The sequence below is a fragment of the Amycolatopsis sp. NPDC102522 genome (assembly GCF_055584485.1).
Genome location: NZ_JBVJLY010000011.1, coordinates 61,235 through 81,099 on the forward strand (window position 1 = coordinate 61,235; position 19,865 = coordinate 81,099).

Annotated in this window: 24 protein-coding genes; 18 read left to right on the top strand and 6 right to left on the bottom strand. The window is 67.4% G+C overall.

Annotated features, from left to right (window positions below; all coding sequences use genetic code 11):
• Positions 1–330: 330 nt before the first annotated feature.
• Together ACZ6YV_RS24910 and ACZ6YV_RS24915 are read right to left on the bottom strand one after the other, a co-directional pair.
• A complete protein-coding gene (locus ACZ6YV_RS24910) occupies positions 331–1,287 on the bottom strand; it encodes a glycoside hydrolase family 6 protein (protein ID WP_465511914.1) in 957 nt (318 codons plus the stop codon).
• A 114-nt stretch (positions 1,288–1,401) separates the two neighbouring features.
• Entirely contained in the window at positions 1,402–2,067 is a 666-nt protein-coding gene (locus ACZ6YV_RS24915) for a C39 family peptidase (RefSeq protein WP_465511915.1), read from the bottom strand.
• Between the two features lie 158 nt (positions 2,068–2,225).
• Between ACZ6YV_RS24915 and ACZ6YV_RS24920 the strand changes: the two genes are divergently transcribed.
• Together ACZ6YV_RS24920 and ACZ6YV_RS24925 are read left to right on the top strand one after the other, a co-directional pair.
• Complete coding sequence (locus ACZ6YV_RS24920) at positions 2,226–2,867, top strand: RNA polymerase sigma factor (protein ID WP_465511916.1); 642 nt, start codon at positions 2,226–2,228, stop codon at positions 2,865–2,867.
• On the top strand, positions 2,854–4,017 hold the full coding sequence (locus ACZ6YV_RS24925) for a CU044_5270 family protein (protein ID WP_465511917.1): 1,164 nt from the start codon (positions 2,854–2,856) through the stop codon (positions 4,015–4,017). Before ACZ6YV_RS24920 ends, ACZ6YV_RS24925 begins: the two co-directional genes overlap by 14 nt.
• On the opposite strand, the gene radA is transcribed toward ACZ6YV_RS24925, so the two are convergent.
• Complete coding sequence (gene radA / locus ACZ6YV_RS24930) at positions 4,014–5,372, bottom strand: DNA repair protein RadA (RefSeq protein WP_465511918.1); 1,359 nt, start codon at positions 5,370–5,372, stop codon at positions 4,014–4,016. The genes ACZ6YV_RS24925 and radA overlap by 4 nt on opposite strands.
• 146 nt (positions 5,373–5,518) lie before the next feature.
• The gene (locus tag ACZ6YV_RS24935; RefSeq protein WP_465511919.1) at positions 5,519–6,262 is read right to left on the bottom strand and encodes a copper chaperone PCu(A)C domain-containing protein; all 744 of its coding nucleotides are present in this window, start codon (positions 6,260–6,262) and stop codon (positions 5,519–5,521) included.
• 297 nt (positions 6,263–6,559) lie between these two features.
• On the opposite strand from ACZ6YV_RS24935, the gene ACZ6YV_RS24940 reads away from it, so the two are divergent.
• From ACZ6YV_RS24940 to ACZ6YV_RS24990, 11 genes are all read left to right on the top strand, one after another.
• Positions 6,560–7,051 carry a CarD family transcriptional regulator gene (locus tag ACZ6YV_RS24940; RefSeq protein WP_005165253.1) on the top strand — a complete coding sequence of 164 codons (492 nt, stop codon included), beginning with the start codon at positions 6,560–6,562 and terminating at the stop codon, positions 7,049–7,051.
• Positions 7,052–7,125: 74 nt separating this feature from the next.
• Positions 7,126–7,776 (top strand): IspD/TarI family cytidylyltransferase, encoded by a 651-nt coding sequence (locus tag ACZ6YV_RS24945; protein WP_465511920.1) that lies wholly within the window; start codon positions 7,126–7,128, stop codon positions 7,774–7,776.
• Entirely contained in the window at positions 7,773–8,243 is a 471-nt protein-coding gene (gene ispF / locus ACZ6YV_RS24950; RefSeq protein ID WP_005165257.1) for a 2-C-methyl-D-erythritol 2,4-cyclodiphosphate synthase, read from the top strand. Before ACZ6YV_RS24945 ends, ispF begins: the two co-directional genes overlap by 4 nt.
• A gap of 28 nt (positions 8,244–8,271) precedes the next feature.
• On the top strand, positions 8,272–8,667 hold the full coding sequence (locus ACZ6YV_RS24955) for a PPOX class F420-dependent oxidoreductase (protein WP_465511921.1): 396 nt from the start codon (positions 8,272–8,274) through the stop codon (positions 8,665–8,667).
• Positions 8,668–8,680: 13 nt separating this feature from the next.
• A complete protein-coding gene (locus ACZ6YV_RS24960; protein ID WP_465511922.1) occupies positions 8,681–9,076 on the top strand; it encodes a PPOX class F420-dependent oxidoreductase in 396 nt (131 codons plus the stop codon).
• Positions 9,077–9,192: 116 nt separating this feature from the next.
• The gene (locus tag ACZ6YV_RS24965) at positions 9,193–9,879 is read left to right on the top strand and encodes an HAD family hydrolase (RefSeq protein ID WP_465511923.1); all 687 of its coding nucleotides are present in this window, start codon (positions 9,193–9,195) and stop codon (positions 9,877–9,879) included.
• A gap of 46 nt (positions 9,880–9,925) precedes the next feature.
• Positions 9,926–11,317: a cysteine--tRNA ligase gene (gene cysS, locus ACZ6YV_RS24970; RefSeq protein WP_465511924.1), complete on the top strand. Its 1,392-nt coding sequence runs from the start codon at positions 9,926–9,928 to the stop codon at positions 11,315–11,317.
• A 37-nt stretch (positions 11,318–11,354) separates the two neighbouring features.
• Positions 11,355–12,311, top strand: a complete 957-nt coding sequence (rlmB, locus tag ACZ6YV_RS24975) for a 23S rRNA (guanosine(2251)-2'-O)-methyltransferase RlmB (protein WP_465511925.1) — start codon at positions 11,355–11,357, stop codon at positions 12,309–12,311.
• 85 nt (positions 12,312–12,396) lie between these two features.
• Positions 12,397–13,830 (top strand): MBOAT family O-acyltransferase, encoded by a 1,434-nt coding sequence (locus tag ACZ6YV_RS24980; RefSeq protein ID WP_465511926.1) that lies wholly within the window; start codon positions 12,397–12,399, stop codon positions 13,828–13,830.
• Between the two features lie 12 nt (positions 13,831–13,842).
• Entirely contained in the window at positions 13,843–14,196 is a 354-nt protein-coding gene (locus ACZ6YV_RS24985) for a hypothetical protein (protein WP_465511927.1), read from the top strand.
• A 9-nt stretch (positions 14,197–14,205) separates the two neighbouring features.
• Positions 14,206–14,685, top strand: a complete 480-nt coding sequence (locus ACZ6YV_RS24990) for an HIT family protein (RefSeq protein ID WP_465511928.1) — start codon at positions 14,206–14,208, stop codon at positions 14,683–14,685.
• On the opposite strand, the gene ACZ6YV_RS24995 is transcribed toward ACZ6YV_RS24990, so the two are convergent.
• Positions 14,613–15,332 (bottom strand): alpha/beta fold hydrolase, encoded by a 720-nt coding sequence (locus ACZ6YV_RS24995; RefSeq protein ID WP_465511929.1) that lies wholly within the window; start codon positions 15,330–15,332, stop codon positions 14,613–14,615. The genes ACZ6YV_RS24990 and ACZ6YV_RS24995 overlap by 73 nt on opposite strands.
• A gap of 86 nt (positions 15,333–15,418) precedes the next feature.
• On the opposite strand from ACZ6YV_RS24995, the gene ACZ6YV_RS25000 reads away from it, so the two are divergent.
• The 5 genes from ACZ6YV_RS25000 to ACZ6YV_RS25020 all read left to right on the top strand — a co-directional run bounded on the left by ACZ6YV_RS25000 (position 15,419) and on the right by ACZ6YV_RS25020 (position 19,206).
• Complete coding sequence (locus tag ACZ6YV_RS25000) at positions 15,419–15,979, top strand: TetR/AcrR family transcriptional regulator (protein WP_465511930.1); 561 nt, start codon at positions 15,419–15,421, stop codon at positions 15,977–15,979.
• On the top strand, positions 15,976–16,581 hold the full coding sequence (locus ACZ6YV_RS25005; RefSeq protein WP_465511931.1) for a transglutaminase-like domain-containing protein: 606 nt from the start codon (positions 15,976–15,978) through the stop codon (positions 16,579–16,581). The genes ACZ6YV_RS25000 and ACZ6YV_RS25005 overlap by 4 nt, the downstream gene beginning before the upstream one ends.
• 149 nt (positions 16,582–16,730) lie before the next feature.
• Positions 16,731–17,777, top strand: a complete 1,047-nt coding sequence (locus ACZ6YV_RS25010) for a hypothetical protein (RefSeq protein WP_465511932.1) — start codon at positions 16,731–16,733, stop codon at positions 17,775–17,777.
• A gap of 40 nt (positions 17,778–17,817) precedes the next feature.
• Positions 17,818–18,456: a hypothetical protein gene (locus tag ACZ6YV_RS25015; protein WP_465511933.1), complete on the top strand. Its 639-nt coding sequence runs from the start codon at positions 17,818–17,820 to the stop codon at positions 18,454–18,456.
• Positions 18,457–18,522: 66 nt separating this feature from the next.
• Positions 18,523–19,206: an HD domain-containing protein gene (locus ACZ6YV_RS25020; RefSeq protein WP_465511934.1), complete on the top strand. Its 684-nt coding sequence runs from the start codon at positions 18,523–18,525 to the stop codon at positions 19,204–19,206.
• Here the strand turns inward: ACZ6YV_RS25020 and ACZ6YV_RS25025 are convergent.
• On the bottom strand, positions 19,203–19,865 hold the full coding sequence (locus ACZ6YV_RS25025; RefSeq protein ID WP_465512098.1) for a class II aldolase/adducin family protein: 663 nt from the start codon (positions 19,863–19,865) through the stop codon (positions 19,203–19,205). The genes ACZ6YV_RS25020 and ACZ6YV_RS25025 overlap by 4 nt on opposite strands.

The following is a 19,865-nucleotide window of genomic DNA, read 5'->3' on the forward strand; positions in this document are numbered from 1 at the left end:
GGGGGGGGGGGGGGGTTGTTTTTTGGTGTGTTGGGTTTTGTTTTAAAAAAAAAAAAAAACCCCCCCCCCCCCCCCCCCCCCCACCCCGACCCACCCGACACCTTTGCCTTAACACTCAAGGGGCCCTTCACCGCAGGTCATGCGGTGAAGGGCCCCTTCGCAACGCGTTCCGGAGGTCCGAGGTGGCCGTGTGGGCGGCCACCGTGGTCCGACCACCTTCGGCGGTAGTGGAGTCGTCGCGCCGGCTGCTGTCCAAGGGGTCGTGGCCTTCGCCTTCTCGGGAGAACGAAAGTCACAGACGAACAGCCGGCGCGACGGGCTTGAGGAAGGTCAGGTCCCGCTGATCAGGCGCAGGGCCAGATCGGAGCTGAACTGACCGGCTTCGACGTTCGGCGCGATCCCGCACTTGCCGTCGGAGTCACCGGGCACCTTGACCCAGAGCAGCATCTCGGCGCCGCCACCGGTCTGCGAAGGCGTCCCGAGCTTGCGACCGGCCGGGTTGCACCACTCGGTGCCCTTGGGGCCGTTGCCGTTGCGGCTCGTGTCGATGACGAACGGCTTGGTGTAGCCGTACTTGCTCGACAGCGCGGCGCTGACGGCCTTGCCGTAGTTCGCCGAGTCGGTGGTGGTCTTGTAGTTCGACACGTTGATCGCGAGACCGCGGACCGACTTCACCCCGACGGCGTTGAGCCGGTCGGCCATGGTCGCGGCGGGGATCCAGGTCGAGTTGCCGCCGTCCATGTAGGCCCAGGTGTTCGGGGCCTTCGCGGCGAGCTGCTCCGCGGCGTACTTGAGCAGGTCGAGGCGGGTCTGGCGCTCACCGGCGGGCAGGCAGTCGACCTGCGCGAGCGCGTCCGGCTCGATGATGACGACCGCGGGCTTGCCGCCGATGCCGTCGGCGAAGTTCGAGATCCAGGTCCGGTACGCCTCGGGGCTGCCCGCGCCGCCGCCGGAGTGGCCACCGCAGTCACGGCCGGGGACGTTGTAGGCGACCAGGATCGGCAGCTTGTCCGCCACGTCGGCGGCGTAGGTGTAGCCGTCGACGGCCTTCTTGACGTCGCCGCTCCAGTTGCCGAACCAGCGCGCGCCCGCCTTGGTGGAGATGGCGGCCTTGATCTTGTCGGCGGTGCTGCCCGGGTGGTCCTTCACCCAGACAGCGGAGTTGGAGTTCGGGTCGGCGTAGAAGCCGTTGGTCTTCTCAAGGGGGTTGCCGTCGGCGGCTTGAGCCGGCGAGGCGATGAGGGCCAGCAGTGAAGCGGCCAGCAGACCGAGCGTCTTGATGCGCATGATCTCGATCTTCGGGCACGCCCGTACAAGATTCGTACAACCCGACATTTCGACCTCTGCCTGCGCTCGTCGCGCGTGCAAGTACCGCAGGCAGAGGACGAAATGCGATGTGGATCAGGCCGAGTAGCCCTTCGGCGGGATCAGGGTGGCGAGCTGGTTGAAGGTGAGCCAGTAGATCTGGTTCCCGCCGAAGTTGGCCGGGTCGGCGATCTTCACCGTCATGTTGTCGCTGTTGTAGCCGATGACCGTGAAGTAGTGGTAGATCGTGTAGTTCGGGTAGCCCGGCGGGTGGTTGTTCGCCGGGGCGACGATGTTCGCGACGATCGCGTAGCCCTTGTCGACGTCCAGCACGATGTCGCGCCACAGGAGGTCGCGTTGCGCCTGGCTCGGCGGGTCGTTCGGCATCTCCTTGGTCTCGTACCAGCCGCCGCCGACGTGGGCGTTGAGGACGCGGGTGACCTGGCCGATCCAGTCGGTGCCGTTGGTGCTGGTCGGGAGCTCGTTCGCGAGCTGCTGCTGGCTCGGCGGGTTGCCGTTCTTGGCCGAGATGGCGATCCGGGTGGCGGCCGGGCCGCACCAGTACCCGGTCTCCTGGATCTGGTACTGGATGTTGAGTTCCGCGGCCGCCCTGACCCCTTCGACCTTGGCGGGCGGCGCCATCGACTTCACGAAGTCGGGGGCTGGTACGACGTTCTCCGCCTGAGCGACGGCCACCGCCGGAGCGGTGATCAGTGCGGACACCGCGAGCGCGGCGACGACCGCGGTCCTGAGTCGACGCATGGTAATCCTTCCCCAGTTTCACTTTTCAATGGTGAATAGTGAACAGGATCGCCCTTCCCGAGGCTTTTGTCTTGATCTCGACCTGCGGTTTCCCCGATCGGCCCACGACGAAAGTAGGCTCGAATGAACGCTCTGGGGGCCTTCGGGCAATAGCGATCGTGCAGGTGATGAAAAAAGACCACGAGCAGGCCGGCTCGCGCGGGCCGGACAGGCCGGATCTCGGTGGTCCGGACCCCGCGCCCGTCTTCGGCATGCTCTTCGACGCCCACGCGGCCCCGCTGCAGCGCTATCTCGCGCGCCGCGTCGGCACCGAGACCGCGCACGACCTCGTCGCCGAGACCTTCCTCGTGGCACTCCGGCGGCGGGAGACGTACCGCCCGGAGGCCGGGACGGCGCGGGCGTGGCTCTACGGCATCGCGACGAACCTGCTCCGGCACCACGTCCGCACCGAGACCCGCGCGCTCAACGCGACGGCCCGGCTCGCGGCCGCCGACCAGGTGATCTCGGCCGGCCACGACGGCCGCGTCGCCGAGCGGGTCGACGCGCAGTTCCGCGCCGCCCAGCTGGCGGGCGCGCTGGCCGAACTGAGCGTCCCGGACCGCGACACCCTGCTGCTGGTCTCCTGGGCGGGCCTGGATCCCGGCGAAGTGGCCGAAGCACTCGGGATTCCCGCCGGAACCGTCAGATCACGACTGCACCGGATCAGAAGATGGTTGCGCGCCAACGCACCGGAGACAACGACAGAGTCCACAAAGGACAATTCGAGGCAAGAGGAGGAGGGCGAAAGTGCACGGCGGTAACATCAGGAAGGTGTGGTCCGACGCCGAACTCGACGAGGCGCTGGCCGACCTCCATTCCGAACCGGAAACCCGGCAGGACGAACTGTCCCGCGCCAGGGCCGCGCTCCTGCGCGCGGCGGGCGAGGCCGAGGTCGAGGACGAACTCCGTCCCATGACGGCGCCCCCGGTAAAAAAACGTCCGGGCGCGTGGCGATGGATCGCGGCCGCGGCCGCCGCGGCGCTGGTGTCGGGCGGGGGAATCGTGGCGACGAACGCCTTCGTCGGCGACGACGCCCCGGCCCCGGCCGCCCCCGTGACTCTCGCCCCGGGCGATGACGCGCTCAAGTACCTCCGCGGCACCGATCTCCCCCTGACCGACAAGCAGTACCGGCTGCTCACCGAGTCGGTCTGGACCACGCGGTTCGGCAAGAAGAGCGGACTGATCTACCAGACCCACGAGATCCTCGAACGGTGGATTCCGTCGAGGGGAGACCGGCCGATCAAGACGCGCTACTCCCGGACCGGCGAGGTCCGCTGGATCAAGGGCGACTACGACTTGGCGAGGACACGCGGCGAACTGATCCCCGGTGCGACGGTCGAAACAGGCTGGGAAAGCTCCGGAGGGCCGTCCGGCCCGCACTCCACCTCGAGCGCGCAGGCCCCACCGGCCACGACCACCACGAACTCACAGCCGGTGGCGCCGGTCTCGACTCGAGAGAAGCCGACGGGAAGCGGCTGGACGACCCCGACGAGGGAGTTCCTCGCCGATCTCCCCACCGATCCGACGAAACTGCTCGACAGGCTCATGCACGACAACCGCTCCGGACAGCCTCTCGACAAAACGAACACGGCACCCGAGATGTTCGAGATGGTGTTCGGCGCCCTGCGGATGGGACACGGTTTCGGCGACCTCCGGGTGGCCCTGTGCAAGGCGCTCGCGCGGGTTCCGGGTGTCACGGTCGACACGAGCGTGAGCACACCCGACAACGGTCCTGGCGTTTCCTTCTCCGTCACGCTGCCCGACCGGATCAGGACGTTCATCGTGGACCTGAAGACGGCGGAGGTCGTGCGGAACCGCTCCGCCCCGAACCCGCCCGAGTCGGGACCGGCCTTGTTCGACACGAAGATGTCGGTGGTGATCACCGACGACGACGGCCCCGAAGTCCGCTAGCGGGCGTGCTTGGCGGCGTTCAGCGCGCTTCCGACGTCGGCGACCTCCAGCACCCGGATCCCCTGCGGGATCTTGCCGGAGTCCGGCGGCACCAGCGCGTAGGTGTAGCCGAGCCGGGCGGCCTCCGCGAGCCGCCGCCCGACGCTCGGCACCCGCCGGACCTCACCCGACAGCCCGACCTCGCCCATCGCGACCAGCTTGGGCGAGAGCGGGGTGTCCCTCGCCGACGAGATCAGCGCCAGCACCACCGCGAGGTCGATGCCGGGCTCGGTGATCTTCATGCCGCCGACGGTCGCGACGTAGACGTCCTTGTCGCCGACCTTGATGTTCGCCCGCTTCTCGACCACCGCCAGCACCATCGCGACACGCGCCGAATCGAGACCGCTCACCGCGCGCCGGGGCTGTGGTGACTGGGTCGCCGAAACCAGCGCCTGGACCTCGCCCAGCAGCGGCCGCTTGCCCTCCATGGTCACCGTGACCGCGGTGCCCGCGACCGGCTCGGAGGTGTGGCTCAGGAACAGGCCCGACGGGTCGGGCACGCCGACGATGCCCTCCTCGACCAGTTCGAAGCAGCCGATCTCGTCGGCGGCGCCGAAGCGATTCTTGATCCCGCGCAGCATCCGCAGCGTCGAATGCTTGTCGCCCTCGAACTGCAGGACGACGTCGACCAGGTGCTCCAGCACCCGCGGCCCGGCGACCGAGCCGTCCTTCGTGACGTGACCGACCAGCACGATCGGCAGTCCGCGTTCCTTGGCCAGCGCGACCAGCCCGGCGGTGACCGCGCGGACCTGGGTGACCCCGCCCGGCGCACCGTCCACCTGGGGTGAGGCCATGGTCTGGACCGAGTCGACGATCAGCACGCCCGGCTTGACCGCGTCGACGTGACCGAGGATCGCGGAGAGGTCGCTCTCGGCCGCGAGGAACATCTCGTCGTGGACGTTGCCGGTGCGTTCGGCGCGCAGGCGCACCTGCCCCGCCGACTCCTCGCCGGTGACGTACAGCGCGCGGCCCGCGGTGGCCGCCCACTGATAAGCGACCTCCAGCAAGAGGGTTGATTTGCCGACCCCGGGCTCGCCGGCGAGCAGGATGACCGCGCCCGGCACGAACCCGCCGCCGAGGACCCTGTCGAGTTCGGAGACGCCGGTGGGCTTGGCCCGCGCCGTCTCGACGTCGACCTCGCCGATCGGGCGCGCGGGAGCGCTGGGGGCGCCGGCGGCGACCCTGGCTATCGCGGGGCGGGCGTCGCCGCGTTCTTCGAGCGTCCCCCACGCCTGACACTCGGGGCAGCGCCCGACCCACTTCGGCGCTTCGTACCCGCATTCACCGCAGCGGTAGGTGCTGCCTTTCTTGACCACCCCGCGAGGCTAGCGGCCACCACCGACAATCCCCGGCAACGACAGGGCCGGGAGCTGAAAGGGACTTTCCCCGCATCAGACGCAGCGAAAGGGCCCTTCACCACATGTCATGCGGTGAAGGGCCCTTTCGGCACGGCTACGGAAACTTAGTGCCCGCCGCCCTTGGCTTCCTTCTTCGGCGCCGGTTCCCGGCTGCCGGGGTGCGACGGCGCCGAGACCGGCAGGTCCAGCGTGATCGAACCGGAGTTCTTGAAGACGAAGGTGACCTTGATCGTCTGGCCCGCCCACAGCGGCTGCTTCAGGCCCTGCAGCACGATCGTGGCCTTGCCCACCTCGCCCGGCGCGGCGGACGACTCGGGGCCCGCGGACGGCGTGACCGTCCCGGCGACGCTCGACGACGGGGCGCCGGACGCACTGCTCGACGGGGTGCCTGAGGAAGACGGGGCACCCGAGGACGACGGAGCACCCGAAGACGCCGGGGCAGAGGAGGGGGCACTCGTCGGAGCGGCCTCCTTGGTCGACTCGACCGCGTCGGACGGCCCGACCACGAGCGCGTGGCCCGCGACGACGGCCTTGGCGCCGGAGATCTTGGCGTCACCGGTGGTGGCTTCGGAGGAGACCGAGACGAGCTCGTCGTCCTGCTTGCCCTGGTTCACGATGGTCAGCGTCAGCGGCACAGCGGCACCGGCCGGGTACGCCTGGCCCTCGGTGGGGAACTGGAGCGCGGCGTTCCGCAGCACCAGCTCCTTCGCCTGCGCGTACGTCCCGTTGACCGCGGGCTGCTGCGAGTCGGTCTGGGTGATCTGACCAGCACCGCAGCCGGCGAGCACGAGTGCGGCGCCGAGCGCCAGCACACCTGCGCCGAACACGCGACGATTCTGCAGCCTCACGTCGGAGTCCTTCCATCTCACGGCCTCTTCACCGCGAAGACTAGCCGGGCGGCTTCACGGGCGGAGAACCCGGTGCGTGTTGACACGCCACCAATGCGGTGACGTGCCCAAGATCAACCGTCCACAAAGGATTTGGAAATCGTTCGCTTCTCACCTGCATGAGCACGGGCGAATTGGATTTGTCAACCCCCGGGCGGACCACCGTCAGGCCGCTGACCTGCGACGACGATCGCAGGCCGCTAGGTGGGCCTCGTCGGCACGTGCTAAGATGAATTCAGCGAAAGGGGCAGAGGACACATGGTTTTCAAGGTCGGAGAGACCGTCGTCTACCCGCACCACGGTGCCGCACTCATCGAAGCCATCGAGACCCGCGTGATCAAGGGCGAGGAGAAGAAGTACCTCGTCCTCAAAGTCGCGCAAGGGGATCTTACGGTTCGCGTGCCCGCTGACAACGCCGAGATCGTCGGTGTTCGTGATGTCGTCGGGCAAGAAGGACTGGACAAGGTTTTCGACGTTCTGCGTGCTCCGCACACCGAAGAGCCCACTAACTGGTCTCGTCGGTACAAGGCCAACCTCGAGAAGCTCGCCTCCGGCGATGTGAACAAGGTGGCCGAAGTGGTGCGCGACCTCTGGCGACGAGAGAAGGACCGCGGACTTTCAGCCGGCGAGAAACGCATGCTGGCGAAGGCGCGGCAAATTCTGGTCAGCGAGCTCGCGCTCGCGGAGGGCACCGACGAGGACAAGGCTGAAGTCCTCCTCGACGAAGTTCTGGAAACCGCGGCAGTCTGAACCGGCGGATGTCCCACGCCAGGTGAGGCTGCGCGGGATACCACTACGATCGCGCACATATGAGTACCGTCCATATGAGCACAATCGTGTTCGTCACTGTCGTTCGACACCATGCCTCCGACGCGGAGCTCGCTCTCGCGCCGGTCAATGGTGAGGCTCTACTCACGCACACTGTGCGGGGGCTGCTCGCTCTGCCGGATCTCGATCTGGTGGTCGTGGCGGCCCCCGAGCGGTGTGCTCATTTGTTTTCAGCGGCCCTCAGTGGCCTCGATACGCACAGTAGCTTCGATAAGCGTTGCCGGATAGTACCCGGGCCGTCGCTCAAGCACGCTTTCGACACCGTCGCAAAAGAAATCGCCGGGAATCCCGTCATTCTCGTGCACGACGCTTTGCGCGCTTTCACTCCCGCGGACACGGTCCGTGCCGTCGCGAACGCTGTCCGTGCAGGTTCTCCATTCGTGGTTCCCGTACTTCCGATGGCGGACACCGTGAAGGTGACCGACGCGGCGAAGGTGATTACGGGTACCGAAGACCGCGCATACCTGCGTACGGCGCAAACCCCGCTCGGCTTCACTCGTGAGACTTTTCTCTCGTATGCCGATAAGCCGTCTCTCGATGGCGCGCACACCATCGCCGGGCATCCCGATGCGATGCGCGTCACCACTTCGTTCGAACAGAAGCTCGCGGAAGCCATCGCGGTGGCAGGAAAAGAGGATGTGCTTTGAGGATCGGCAACGGTGTCGACGTCCATCCCATCGAGGCAGGCCGCGAATGCTGGATCGCCGGCCTCCTCTGGCCCGGCGTCGACGGCTGCGCGGGGCATTCCGACGGCGACGTCGCGGCGCACGCGTTGTGCGACGCACTGCTGTCCGCGGCCGGGCTCGGTGATCTCGGCGCGGTGTTCGGCACCGGCGATCCGCGGTGGGCGGGCAAGCACGGCGTCGAGTTCCTCGCCGAGGCGCGGCGCCTGGTCGAGGCGGGCGGCTGGACCGTCGGGAACGCGACAGTCCAGATCGTGGGCAACGCGCCGCGCGTCGGGAAGCGCCGCGAAGAGGCCCAGAAGGTGCTGAGCGAGGCCGTCGGCGGGCCGGTGAGCGTCTCCGGGACGACGACTGACGGGCTCGGCCTGACCGGACGCGGCGAGGGCATCGCGGCGTTCGCGACGGCGCTGCTGCTGCCTTCGCAGGAATAGCCCGCGCCGGGAGCCGGTTCGGGCTGTCATGGCAGTCACACTTCCCGAACCGGTTCGCGAACTGGTGGACGGCAAGAACTTCGCGACCGTGGCCACACTGGACGCCGACGGCGGCCCGCAGACCTCGGTCATCTGGGTGGGCCTCGACGACGGCGATCTGGTCTTCAGCGCCACCGAAGACAGGCTGAAGGTGCGAAACCTGCGTCGCGATCCTCGCGCGAGCGTGTCGATCACCGACGCGGAGAACCCGTACCGGCACACACAGCTGCGCGGGACGGTCACGATCACCCCGGATCCCGGGAAGACGTTGCCGAAGACGCTCAGTCACAAGTACCTCGGCCAGGACCCGCCGCCGGAAGGCCCGGAAGTCGAACGGGTGATCATCCGCCTGCGGGTCGAGCGGATCGCCGGGAACGTTCGTTGATTAGGCTTCCGTCATGGGTGTGACTTTCAACGACGCGACCAAGAAACTCCTCGACGGCAACAACTTCCCGGTCCTCGCGACCCTCAACGCCGACGGCTCCGCGCAGACGTCCGTGCTGTGGGCGAAGCGGGACGGCGACACGCTGATCTTCGCGACCGTCCGCGGCCGTCTCAAGGAGCGGAACATGGCCAGGGACCCGCGGGTGTCCGTCTCGGTCTTCGACCAGGCCAACCCGTACGACTACGCCGAGATCCGCGGGACCGTGGAGATGACCGACGAGGGCGGCCGCGAGCTGATCAACGAGCTCTCGCACAAGTACCTCGGCAAGGACTACCCGGACGAGCCGGCGGAGACCGTCCGCGTGCTGGTCCGGGTCACGCCCACCAAGATCACCGGCAACGCCGCCTGACGCCGTCGCGGCGTGAGATGAATGGGACTTTCATCGCAGATTTTGAGATGAAAGCCCCATTCATCTCACACGCGAGGAGAGGCAAGGACCCCACGATCGTGGCTAATGTGGACCCCGTGACCTTTCGCGCTGTGTTGTTCGACTTCTCCGGCACGATCTTTCGGCTCGAGCAGGACGAGACCTGGCTCGCCGACCTCACCGACCACGAGGGCGAGCGGCTCGACATCGAGGCCCAGACCGAGCTGATGCGCCGGATGACCGCGCCGGTCGGCCAGGTCGTCGATCTCGATGAGGAGCACCTGCACGCCTGGCACAACCGCGACCGCGACCCGGTGCTCCATCGCAAGGTGTACCTCGAGGTCCTCAAGCAGTCCGGGGTCCCGCACGCCGACCAGGCGGTCGCGCTCTACACCCGGCTGATCGATCCCACCCAGTGGACGCCGTACCCGGACACCGAGGCCGTCCTCAAGGGCGTCGCCGGCAAGGGCGTGAAGCTCGGGGTGCTGAGCAACATCGCCTTCGACATCAGGCCCGCCTTCAGCCGTCGCGGCTGGGACGCCTTCGTCGACGAGTTCATCCTGTCCTTCGAGGTCGGAGCGGTGAAGCCGGAGCCGGAGATCTTCCGTACGGCGATCGAGCGGCTCGGCGTCGACCCGGCGGAGACCCTGATGGTCGGCGACAGCGAGGAGGCCGACGGCGCCGCACGCGAGGTCGGCTGCGCGTTCGCGCTGGTAGAGCCGTTGCCGACGGCGGAGCGGCCGGATGCCCTCCTCGGCGCGCTGCGCACCCATAACGTGCTGTAATACGGTCACTGCGACATCCCTCACGCCCACCCCGTACCCTTTCGGGGTGGCACTACACCTCTATGACACCGCGACCCGAAGCGTGCGGGAATTCCATCCCGCCCGTAGCGGAACGGCGTCCATGTACGTGTGTGGTGCCACCGTGCAGGGCATCCCGCATATCGGCCACGTCCGCGGCGCGCTGAACTACGACGTCCTGCGTCGCTGGCTCGTCCACAGTGGACTCGACGTGCTGATGGTCCGCAACGTCACCGACATCGACGACAAGATCCTCGCCAAGGCGGCTGCGGCCGATCGTCCCTGGTGGGAGTGGGCGGCCACGCACGAACGCGCCTTCGAGACGGCGTACGAGTCGCTGGGTTGCTTGCCGCCTTCGATCGCCCCCCGGGCGACGGGGCACGTGACGCAGATGGTCGAGCTGATGCAGCGGCTGATCGACGGCGGGCACGCCTACGCCTCGGGCGGCGACGTGTACTTCTCGGTCAAGGCGTTCGACGGCTACGGCGATCTCTCCGGGCAGAAGCTCGACGAGGTCCAGCAGGGCGAGAGCCTCGGAGAAGGAAAGCGCGACCCGCGCGACTTCACGCTGTGGAAGGCCGCGAAGCCGGGTGAGCCGTCATGGCCGACGCCGTGGGGTTCCGGTCGTCCCGGCTGGCACCTCGAATGCTCGGCGATGGCGACGGCGTACCTCGGCGCGGAGTTCGACATCCACGGCGGCGGCGTCGACCTGGTGTTCCCGCACCACGAGAACGAGCGCGCCCAGTCGAACGCCGCGGGCGACGGGTTCGCGCGGTTCTGGCTGCACAACGCGTGGGTGACCATGTCCGGCGAAAAGATGTCGAAGTCGCTGGGCAACACGGTCTCCATCCCGGAGATGATCAAGAACTACCGGGCGCCCGAACTGAGGTACTACCTGGTCCAGCCGCACTACCGGTCGACGATCGAGTACTCCGACGGAGCACTCGGTGAAGCCGCACAGGGCTACCGGAGGATCGAGCAGTTCCTCCGCCGCACCGCGGGCATCGTCGGCGTCGTCCACCTCGGCGAAGTCCCGAAGGAGTTCGCCGCCGCGCTCGACGACGACCTGGCCACTCCGCAGGCGTTCGCAGTGCTGCACAACACGGTCCGCGACGGTAACGCCGCCCTCGACGCGGCCGACAATTCCAAGGCACTCGAAATCGCCGCCTCCGTGCGCGCGATGACCGACGTGCTCGGCCTCGACCCGCTCTCCGCGCGCTGGTCCGAGGCGGGCGGCAACGAAACGCCCACCCGGCAGGCGCTGACCGATCTCGTGGAAGGGCTGCTCACCGAACGGCAGCAGGCCCGCGCCGAGAAGGACTTCGCCCGTGCGGACGCCGCGCGTGACCGCCTCCAGCAGGCGGGCATCGTGGTGGAAGACACCCCGAACGGTCCACAGTGGACCGTCAAGGACGTCTGACACTTACTCGCTTTTTCTAGCTCAAGGATTCTCACTCATGGCAGGCAACTCCCGGCGCCAGGGCGCTATTCGCAAGCCCGGCACGAAGAAGGGTCAGGTCGTCGGTTCCGGCGGCCAGCGCCGGAAGGGCCTCGAAGGCAAGGGCCCGACCCCCAAGGCCGAGGACCGGCCCGGGCACAAGGCGTACCGCATCTCGAACGCGCGTGACCGCAAGGAACAGGCCCGGCAGAAGAAGGCCGACAAGCCCGAACTGATCGCCGGGCGCAACCCGGTGGTCGAGGCGCTGCGCGCCGACGTCCCGGCCACCGCGCTGTACGTCGCGATCAACATCGAGATCGACGACCGCGTCAACGAGGCCGTCCGGCTCGCGGGCGACAAGGGCATCTCGATCCTGGAGGTCCCGCGCGAGGAGCTCGACCGCAAGACCAACCGGGCCATGCACCAGGGCCTCGGCCTGCAGGTCCCGCCGTTCGTGTACGCCGACCCGCGTGACCTGATGGCGGTGGCGAAGGACTCGGGCCAGACCCCGCTGTTCGTCGCGCTCGACGGCGTCACCGACCCCCGCAACCTCGGCGCGGTGATCCGCTCGGCCGCCGCGTTCGGCGCTCAGGGTGTCCTCCTGCCGGAGCGGCGCAGCGCGGGCATGACCGCGGTCGCGTGGCGGACCTCCGCCGGCACCGCCGCCAAGCTGCCGATCGCCGTCGCGACCAACCTGACCCGTCAGCTGAAGGCGTGGAAGGACGACGGCCTGATGGTCGTCGGCCTCGACGCGGACGGCTCGGTCGACATCGACGAACTCGACCTCGCGGCGGATCCGCTGGTCATCGTGCTCGGCTCCGAGGGACGCGGTCTCTCCCGCCTCGTGCGCGAGACCTGCGACGCGACCGTGTCGATCCCGATGTCCGCCGGTGTCGAGTCGCTCAACGCGTCGGTCGCGGCCGGGGTGCTGCTGGCCGAGGTGGCCCGCCGCCGCCGTATCACGGGACGTGTCTGACCCCGCACTTCGTCACACGGTGCGGGGGCCTCAGGCTAAGGTCACCAGCGGATAACGCGTAGCCGCTCTGGGGGACCCCGCACCGATGTCGTTCATTTCGCCACTGTTCCTGTGGTACTTCATGCCGGCGGTACTGCTCGCCGTGCTGCTGTGCCCGCGCAGCTGGCGCAACGGCATCGTCGCCGCGGGCAGCCTGATCTTCTACGCCACCGGCGCCGGCCCGTACACGCTGGTGCTCATCGGCTGCATGGTGGTCAACTTCCTGGCCGGGCCCGCGCTGGAGCCGAACGCGTGGGACCTGCAGAACAAGCGGCGCAAACGGCTGCTGCTCGGGGTCATCGGCCTCAACGTCGGCATGCTGCTGATCTGGAAGTACGCCGGTTTCGCAACGCAGCAGATCGCGGCCGTGACGCACTGGTTCGGCGGCGGTTTCCCGGTGGCCGACCTGGTCATCCCGATCGGCATCTCGTTCTACACGTTCCATCACATCTCGTACGTGGTGGACATCTACCGCGGTGAACGCCGCGCGCTGCGCAACCCGGTGTCGTTCGCCGCGTACATCGCGATGTTCCCGCAGCTGGTGGCCGGGCCGATCGTGCGGTACCGCGAGATCGCCGACCAGCTGCCGCAGCAGCGGTCGCACCGCCTCGACGACGTCGCCGCCGGTTTCCCGCGCTTCGCGCTCGGGCTGTGCAAGAAGACGATCATCGCGGACTCGCTCAGCCCGATGGTGGACGCCTGTTTCAACACACCACCGGATCAGATGACCTTCGCGATCGCCTGGCTCGGCGCGATCGGGTACACGCTCCAGCTGTTCTTCGATTTCTCCGGGTACTCCGACATGGCGATCGGGCTCGGCCGCATGCTCGGCTTCCGGCTCCCGGAGAACTTCGCGAGGCCGTACTCGTCGGTGACCATCACCGAGTTCTGGCGGCGCTGGCACATGTCGCTGTCGCGCTGGTTCCGCGACTACGTCTACATCCCGCTGGGCGGCAACCGCACCGGCGCCGGGCACACGTACCGGAACCTGTGCATCGTGTTCGTGCTGACCGGGTTCTGGCACGGCGCGCAGTGGACGTTCCTGATCTGGGGCATCTACCACGGCGCGCTGCTGATCGTGGAACGCGCTTTCGGCTACGACGCCACCCCGAAGACGCAGGCCGCCCGCATCGGCCGCCGCGCGCTGACACTCGTACTCGTGGTCTTCGGCTGGGTGTTCTTCCGGGCCAAGGACCTGCCGCACGCGCTCGGCATGATCGGGCACATGGTGCTGCCGGACTTCACCGGCCTCACCGACGTCGTCGAAAGCGCGGTGACCAACCAGCGGCTGATCATCCTGCTGTGCGCGCTGGCGATCATCTTCCTGCCCGCGCATCCGGTGACCGGGCCGCTGCTGGAGTCTTCGCGCAGCCGCCCGGCGACGGCGCTGCGGATCGGCGTGATGACCGTCGGGCTGGTGTACGCGGCCATCCTGATCGCGACCGGCACGTTCAGCCCGTTCCTCTACTACCAGTTCTGAGGGAGCCCGAACATGACCGAACCGACGGATCTGGCCAACATGCCGGGCGTGATCCCCTACGTCGACAACCACACCGGTTCGCGGCGGCTGCTCACCGTCGAGATACGTCCGTTCGGCACCTTGGCAAGGATCTACGTGCCTTTCGTGAGCATCGACGGCAGGCAGTACGTGGTCTCGTGGGGTGCGATCACCTTCGAGATCCCCGCCGACCGGAATGTCCACGTCAGCGCGCATCTGCACACCAACTACGGGGACGGCGCCTCCGCCAGCCCGTACGCTTCGATCGTCTTGGCTCCCCATCAGGGTCCGGTCCGGCTGGACACCCAGTTCACCTCGACCGGCGGTTCGATGTTCCCGGTCGGCTAGCTTGGCTTCATGACCGACGGCTGGAAGCGGGATCGGATCGGCTCGGCGCTGCGCGGGGAGAACCCGACGGTGCTGCGGCGGCTGGACGCGGGCTTCGCGGTGATCGGCGATACGCAGTTCCTTCCAGGCTACTGCGTGCTGCTGACCGATTCCCCCGCCGTCGGCAGGCTGACCGAGCTGCCGCGATCACGACGGCTGCAGTTCCTGGCGGACATGGAACTGCTCGGCGAAGCGGTCGAAAACGTCTGCGCGCGAAGGGATCCCGGCTTCCGCCGGGTGAACCTGGAGATCCTCGGCAATACGGATCCGTTTCTCCACGCGCACGTCTGGCCGCGCTACGACTGGGAACCGGCGGACATCGCCGGGCGGCCGGTCTGGCTCTATCCGGTCGAAAACTGGGCCGCCTCGCTGGGACCTCAGCACGACTCACCGCGGTCGGAGCTGACGGCGGAGATCGGCAGACTGCGGGCCGCGTCGAGCACCAGCTGAGCGAATTCCTTCCCGCGCGCCATCGGCAGGTAGTGCCCGGCGTTCGGGACGTTGACCAGCCTGCCGTCGGCGCAGGCGTCGAGAAAGCGGCGTTCGTGGCGGCGGAAGTGGTCGCGTGCGCCGTTGATCAGCCAGGTGGGGCCCGGGTAGGTCGCGAGTTCCGCGAGCACGTCGAAGCGGGTGAGGGCCTCGGCGACGTCCGGGATCACCTCGGTCGCGATGCCGCCGCCGATCACGGCCTCGGCGAGCTTCGGCGGGAGCGCGCTCCGGAACTGCCGCCGGCTGAACCCTTCGCCTTGGTCCGGGAGCCGCATGAGGAGGCGGTGCGCGAGACGGAAGGGCGTCTCCAGCGTCTTGCCGGGCAGGTAGGTCGAGCCCGCGACGACCAGTCCGGCCACGCTTTCCGGGTGCCGCGCGGCGGCGGCCATCGCGACGTACCCGCCGAGGGAATGCCCGACGACCAGCGCGGGCTCGTCGAGGACCCCGGCGACAGCGTCGACCGCGCCGTCCAGGGTGAACCGCTCGCCCCGGCGAGTGCCGTGGCCCGGGAGATCGACCGCTCTCGCGGGATGGCCCAGCAGTTCGAGTTGCTCGGACCAGGCGGCACCGCTGAGCCGGATGCCGTGGACGAAGACGACGGGGACCATGGAGACCTCCTGAATGCAACGCACCGTTGCGTTGGAAAGTACTCGCACCTTGAACCCAACGCAACGGCGCGTTGTATTCTCTGGCCGTGAGCACGCAGAACGGTCCGCGCAAGGCCGAGGCGATCTTCGCCGCCACCCTCGAACTACTGGCCGAGAACGGCTACGACAAGCTCGCCATCGAGGCCGTCGCAGCCCGGTCCGGCGTCAACAAGACGACGCTGTACAGGTGGTGGCCGTCGAAGGACGCGCTCCTGGCGGCGACGCTGCGCGATTCGGGACTTTTCGCCCTCGACGTCCCGGACACCGGCAGCCTGCGCGGCGATCTTCTCGCCGTGGCGGCACAGATCCTCCGGCTGCTGACCTCGGAGCGCACCTCGCCCGCCGTCGTCGCGACGCTCACCGCCGGTCCACGACGTCCGGAGCTCGGCGAGGTCGCGAGGAGCTTCTTCGCCGACCGCATGACGCGCGAAGAGCCGATCTTCGAGCGCGCGGCCGCGCGGGGCGAACTGCGCGCCGGCGTCGACCCGGTCCTGGTGATGGATCTGCTCGCGGGGGCGATCTGGTTCCGGCTGCTGCTGCGCGGCGGCGAAGCCGGTCCGAAGTTCCTCGAAGAAGCCGTCGACACCGTGCTGGCCGGCGCCGCGTGAAAATCCCGCTGAAGATCGAATCCGACCGGCTCGAAGATTATCTCGTCGCCGACGCGATCATCGATCACGATCACCCGCTGATCCGCGAAACGGCTGACAGACTGTCACCGACCGGCGGCACCGAAGTCGACGTGATTCGTTCGATGTTTCACTTCGTGCGCGACGAGATCGCCCATACGGTGGACGCCGCCGATTCCCGGGTCACCCTTATGGCCTCCGAGGTTCTGCGCGAGAAGGTCGGTCTTTGCTACGCGAAGGCCCATCTGCTGGCCGCATTGCTGCGCGGCCAGGGCATCCCCGCCGGGTTCTGCTATCAGCGGATCGGCGTTCTGCACGGGCTCAACGGCGTGTACCTCGCCGGTCTGGACCGGTGGATCCGGCTCGACCCGAGGGGCAACAAAAACGGCGCGGACGCCCACTTTCCTTTCTTGCGAAAGAGTTCGCCGGAAGACGAGCGCCTCGCGTGGACCCTGGACCCCGCCAAAGGGGAGATCGACTTCCCCACCGTGTACGCCAGACCGTCTTCGGCCGTTGTCGAAACACTGTCGTCCGCGAAGCCCGGCCCCGCGTGGTACGAAGGAATCCTTCCGCACGCTCCGTGAGTGGTTTTTCCGTGTTCCGGCGAAACCTCGGACGCGAAAGAGGTATAGCCGTGCGTCACGTTCGCTGTTGGTACCTTTCCCCCGAATTTCTTATTTCGACATTGTCACGATGCGCGTAGAGTAACTCCCCGCACTCGAACAGATACGCAGTGCGTTCGTCCGTTCGAGTGCGGATCAAGGAGGTGACCCCCGTGCCCGCGGAAGCCGACCGGCTCCGCCGTACCCCACTGCAAGAGATCTTCTGGACCAGGACGAGCCTGCTGCTCACCGTACTGGTCGTCGTCGCGGGCCTCAGCCTGTGGATCTCCAGCAAGATGGATCCCGGCGCCGGTAAGACGCTGCTCACTTCACTGGGCACCGGCACCCTGATCTCCGCGGTGGTCGGCTTCGGCCAGACCCTGATCACGGCCACCGCGTCACAGCGCGCGATGGTGACCCCGCTGATCGAGGAAAGCCGCCGCGCGCTGGAAGCGCTCAGCGCCGAATATCGTTCGCTCAACAAGGAATTCTTCCCCACCCACGTCTTCGAGGCGACCACCGATCCGGATCCGTTGTTCAACCGGATCATGACCGAAGACCTCGACGTGACCAGGCACTACTTCTTCCGCGGGTTCTCCGCCAGGCACGCAGCGGCCCGTTTGTTGTTATCCCGCACCGAAAGGGAGCTTCGCGTGGTCATCGCCGACCCGCGTGACGAGGGCGCCATCAGCGGCAGGGCGCGCTATCTCCTTCGCAGCGAAGAAGCAGGGATGGACTACGAGACGATCCAGCGCCGGCTCGACGACGAGATCAGCATCGGCCTGGTCGGGCTGTTCCTGGCGCGCGGCCGGTGCTCGCTGGTGGACATCACCATCGTCGCCGACCCGCCACTGGATCGGCTCGAAGTGTTCGACGAGAGCGTTTGGGTGACCTTGTACAGCGATATCCGCGGCGCGACCACGCTGTATCCGCGAACTCTGCGGTTCAGTGAGGGTTCCTTTCTGTACAACAAGGAACGCTCCGAGTTCCTCCGTGTTTCCCAATCCCGCTCCGGACGGCACTTCCGTATCTCCACCACGACGACAAGGGCGGATTTCCTCGCCCTGTACGAAAAGATCACCGGCTCTCCCCTGTCCGAAAAGAACTTCCTCGAACTGGAAGGGAAATTCCACGCCTTCCGGAAGGAGTTCACCAAACTCGCCGAGTTGAACCCCTGACCTCTCGGCGTCGCAGAGCACTAGATTTGAGGAGCTGAAGTTGCTCACTCGCTTGTCCCCCCTCACCCAGCTCTCCGCGCTGCTCCGGACCACGGACCTGCCGCTGGCGCAGCACTGGCAGATCGTCGACGAGATCTTCCGCGACTGGACGTCAAGACCCGACCTGCGCGACGACCTCCGGCGGCATCTGGATTCGCTGAGCCCGGACGAGGCGAGCGCGGTACTCGAGCGATCCCGCGAGACCACCACCCATTTCGCTTGGTGCCTGCTCGATTCCCCGACGGACCCTTTTTCGGTCTGGCTGCACGAGTACAAGGCACCGAAGGACTGGCGTGAGGGCTACGCCGATTCCGTCCACAACCACAGGTATCACTTCTGCACCACGCTCCTCCGTGGCAACTACGTCCACGAGCGGTATTCGACCCTGCGCGACCAGCTCTCCGGATTGATCACATCGGTTCGGTTACGACGTAGCACGCTGTGTCAGGCGGGGTCGGTAGGCGTCATGTACGCGGACGAGTTCCATCGGATTCCCGAAGCCACCGAAGGGACTATGACGTTTTTGGTGAAATCACGCCCAGTAAGCGAGTTCAGTCTTTCCTATGACCCGAAGACCGGAATAGGGCACCGTCACGTTCCGGTGGAGGTCCGATTGGGGGACCTCGCCGGTCGCATCTAACTACACACCGCCGTCGATGGCGCATACCATTACTCCACCCGTCTGTAAACGGGAACGGAGAGGTGTATGCGCGCGCGAAAGAGCACGATTCCTTCCCAGACCATCGACGCCGTCGAGCATCGCGTCCGGCAACTGTGCTGGCGTTATGCGGACAAACTGCAGTTCCACGGCTGGCACCACGTGAGTTTTGTCCGGGCCAAGGCCGCGGGTTTCGCCGACCACAACGGTGCGGATCGCACTGTCGTGGAGGTGGCGGCACTGGTGCACGACGTGAATTACATCGTGCTCCGGAACTCCCCCGCGGCCGCCGGGCGAGACCTCCGGATGGGCATCCTGCGGGAATGCGGTGTCGAGGACACCGTCGCCCGGTGGATCGACGAACTCATCGACGAGGCCGAAATGGCCACCAGAGGCCGGCACATCTCGCTCGAGGCCCAAGCGCTGAGCGACGCCGACACGCTGTTCAAGGCGCTGCCGGTGACGCCCGTCGTGCTCGCCCACCGCTACCTGCGGGAGAACGGACTGAGCCTCCGCGAGCTGGCGCACAAGATCGTCGGCGAGCAACGCGACGTCCACGACAGCGGCTACTACTTCTACAACCCCAAGGCCGCGGAGAACTACTCACGGTGGGCGTTGGCGAATCTTCAGTTGTGGCAGTGCATCAAGGAAGCCGTCGACGATCCAACGGTCGTCGAGCTTCTCGACGCCGTGCACGCCGTGGACTTCGAGGCCGAACCCGCCGCCTCCTAGGCCGGGTTCTGGCGCTGACCGTAGCCGCGGAGTTTTTCCACGACGTGCTCGATCTCGGCAGGCGGGAGCAGATTCGGTGTTCCCGCCGCCCGTGCCGTCAGCCAGACCTGGCAGACCCATTCGAGCTGCTGCGCCCGGCTGTACGCGGAGCCGAGGCTGTCGCCGAAGGTGGTGGTGCCGTGGTTGGCCAGCAGGCAGCCTCGTCGCCCTTCCAGGGCCTCCAGCATGGCTCTGGCGAGTTCTTCGGTGCCGTACGTCGCGTAGCGCGCGACGCGGGCTGTCGGGCCGATCGCGGCGAGCATGTAGTGGATCGGAGGTACCTCGGTGACGAGGGCGGAGACGGCCGTGGCGTGCACGGAATGTGTGTGCACCACGGCGGAGACCGCCTTGCCGTCGGGATCCGCCGCCTGCCGGTACACCGTGAGGTGCATCGGGAGTTCGCTGGTGGGTTTGAGGGAGCCGTCGACGATCTCGCCGTCGAGGCCGACCACCGGCACGTCCTCCGGCCGCAGTCCGGCGTAGTCGACCCCCGTCGGAGTCACCGCGACCAGCTCGCCCTGCCTCGCGGAGACGTTGCCGGACGTGCCGACCACGAGTCCGTCGCTGGTCATGCGGCGGGCGTACTCGCAGACCGCCGCGCGTTCTTCGGCCAGGATCAC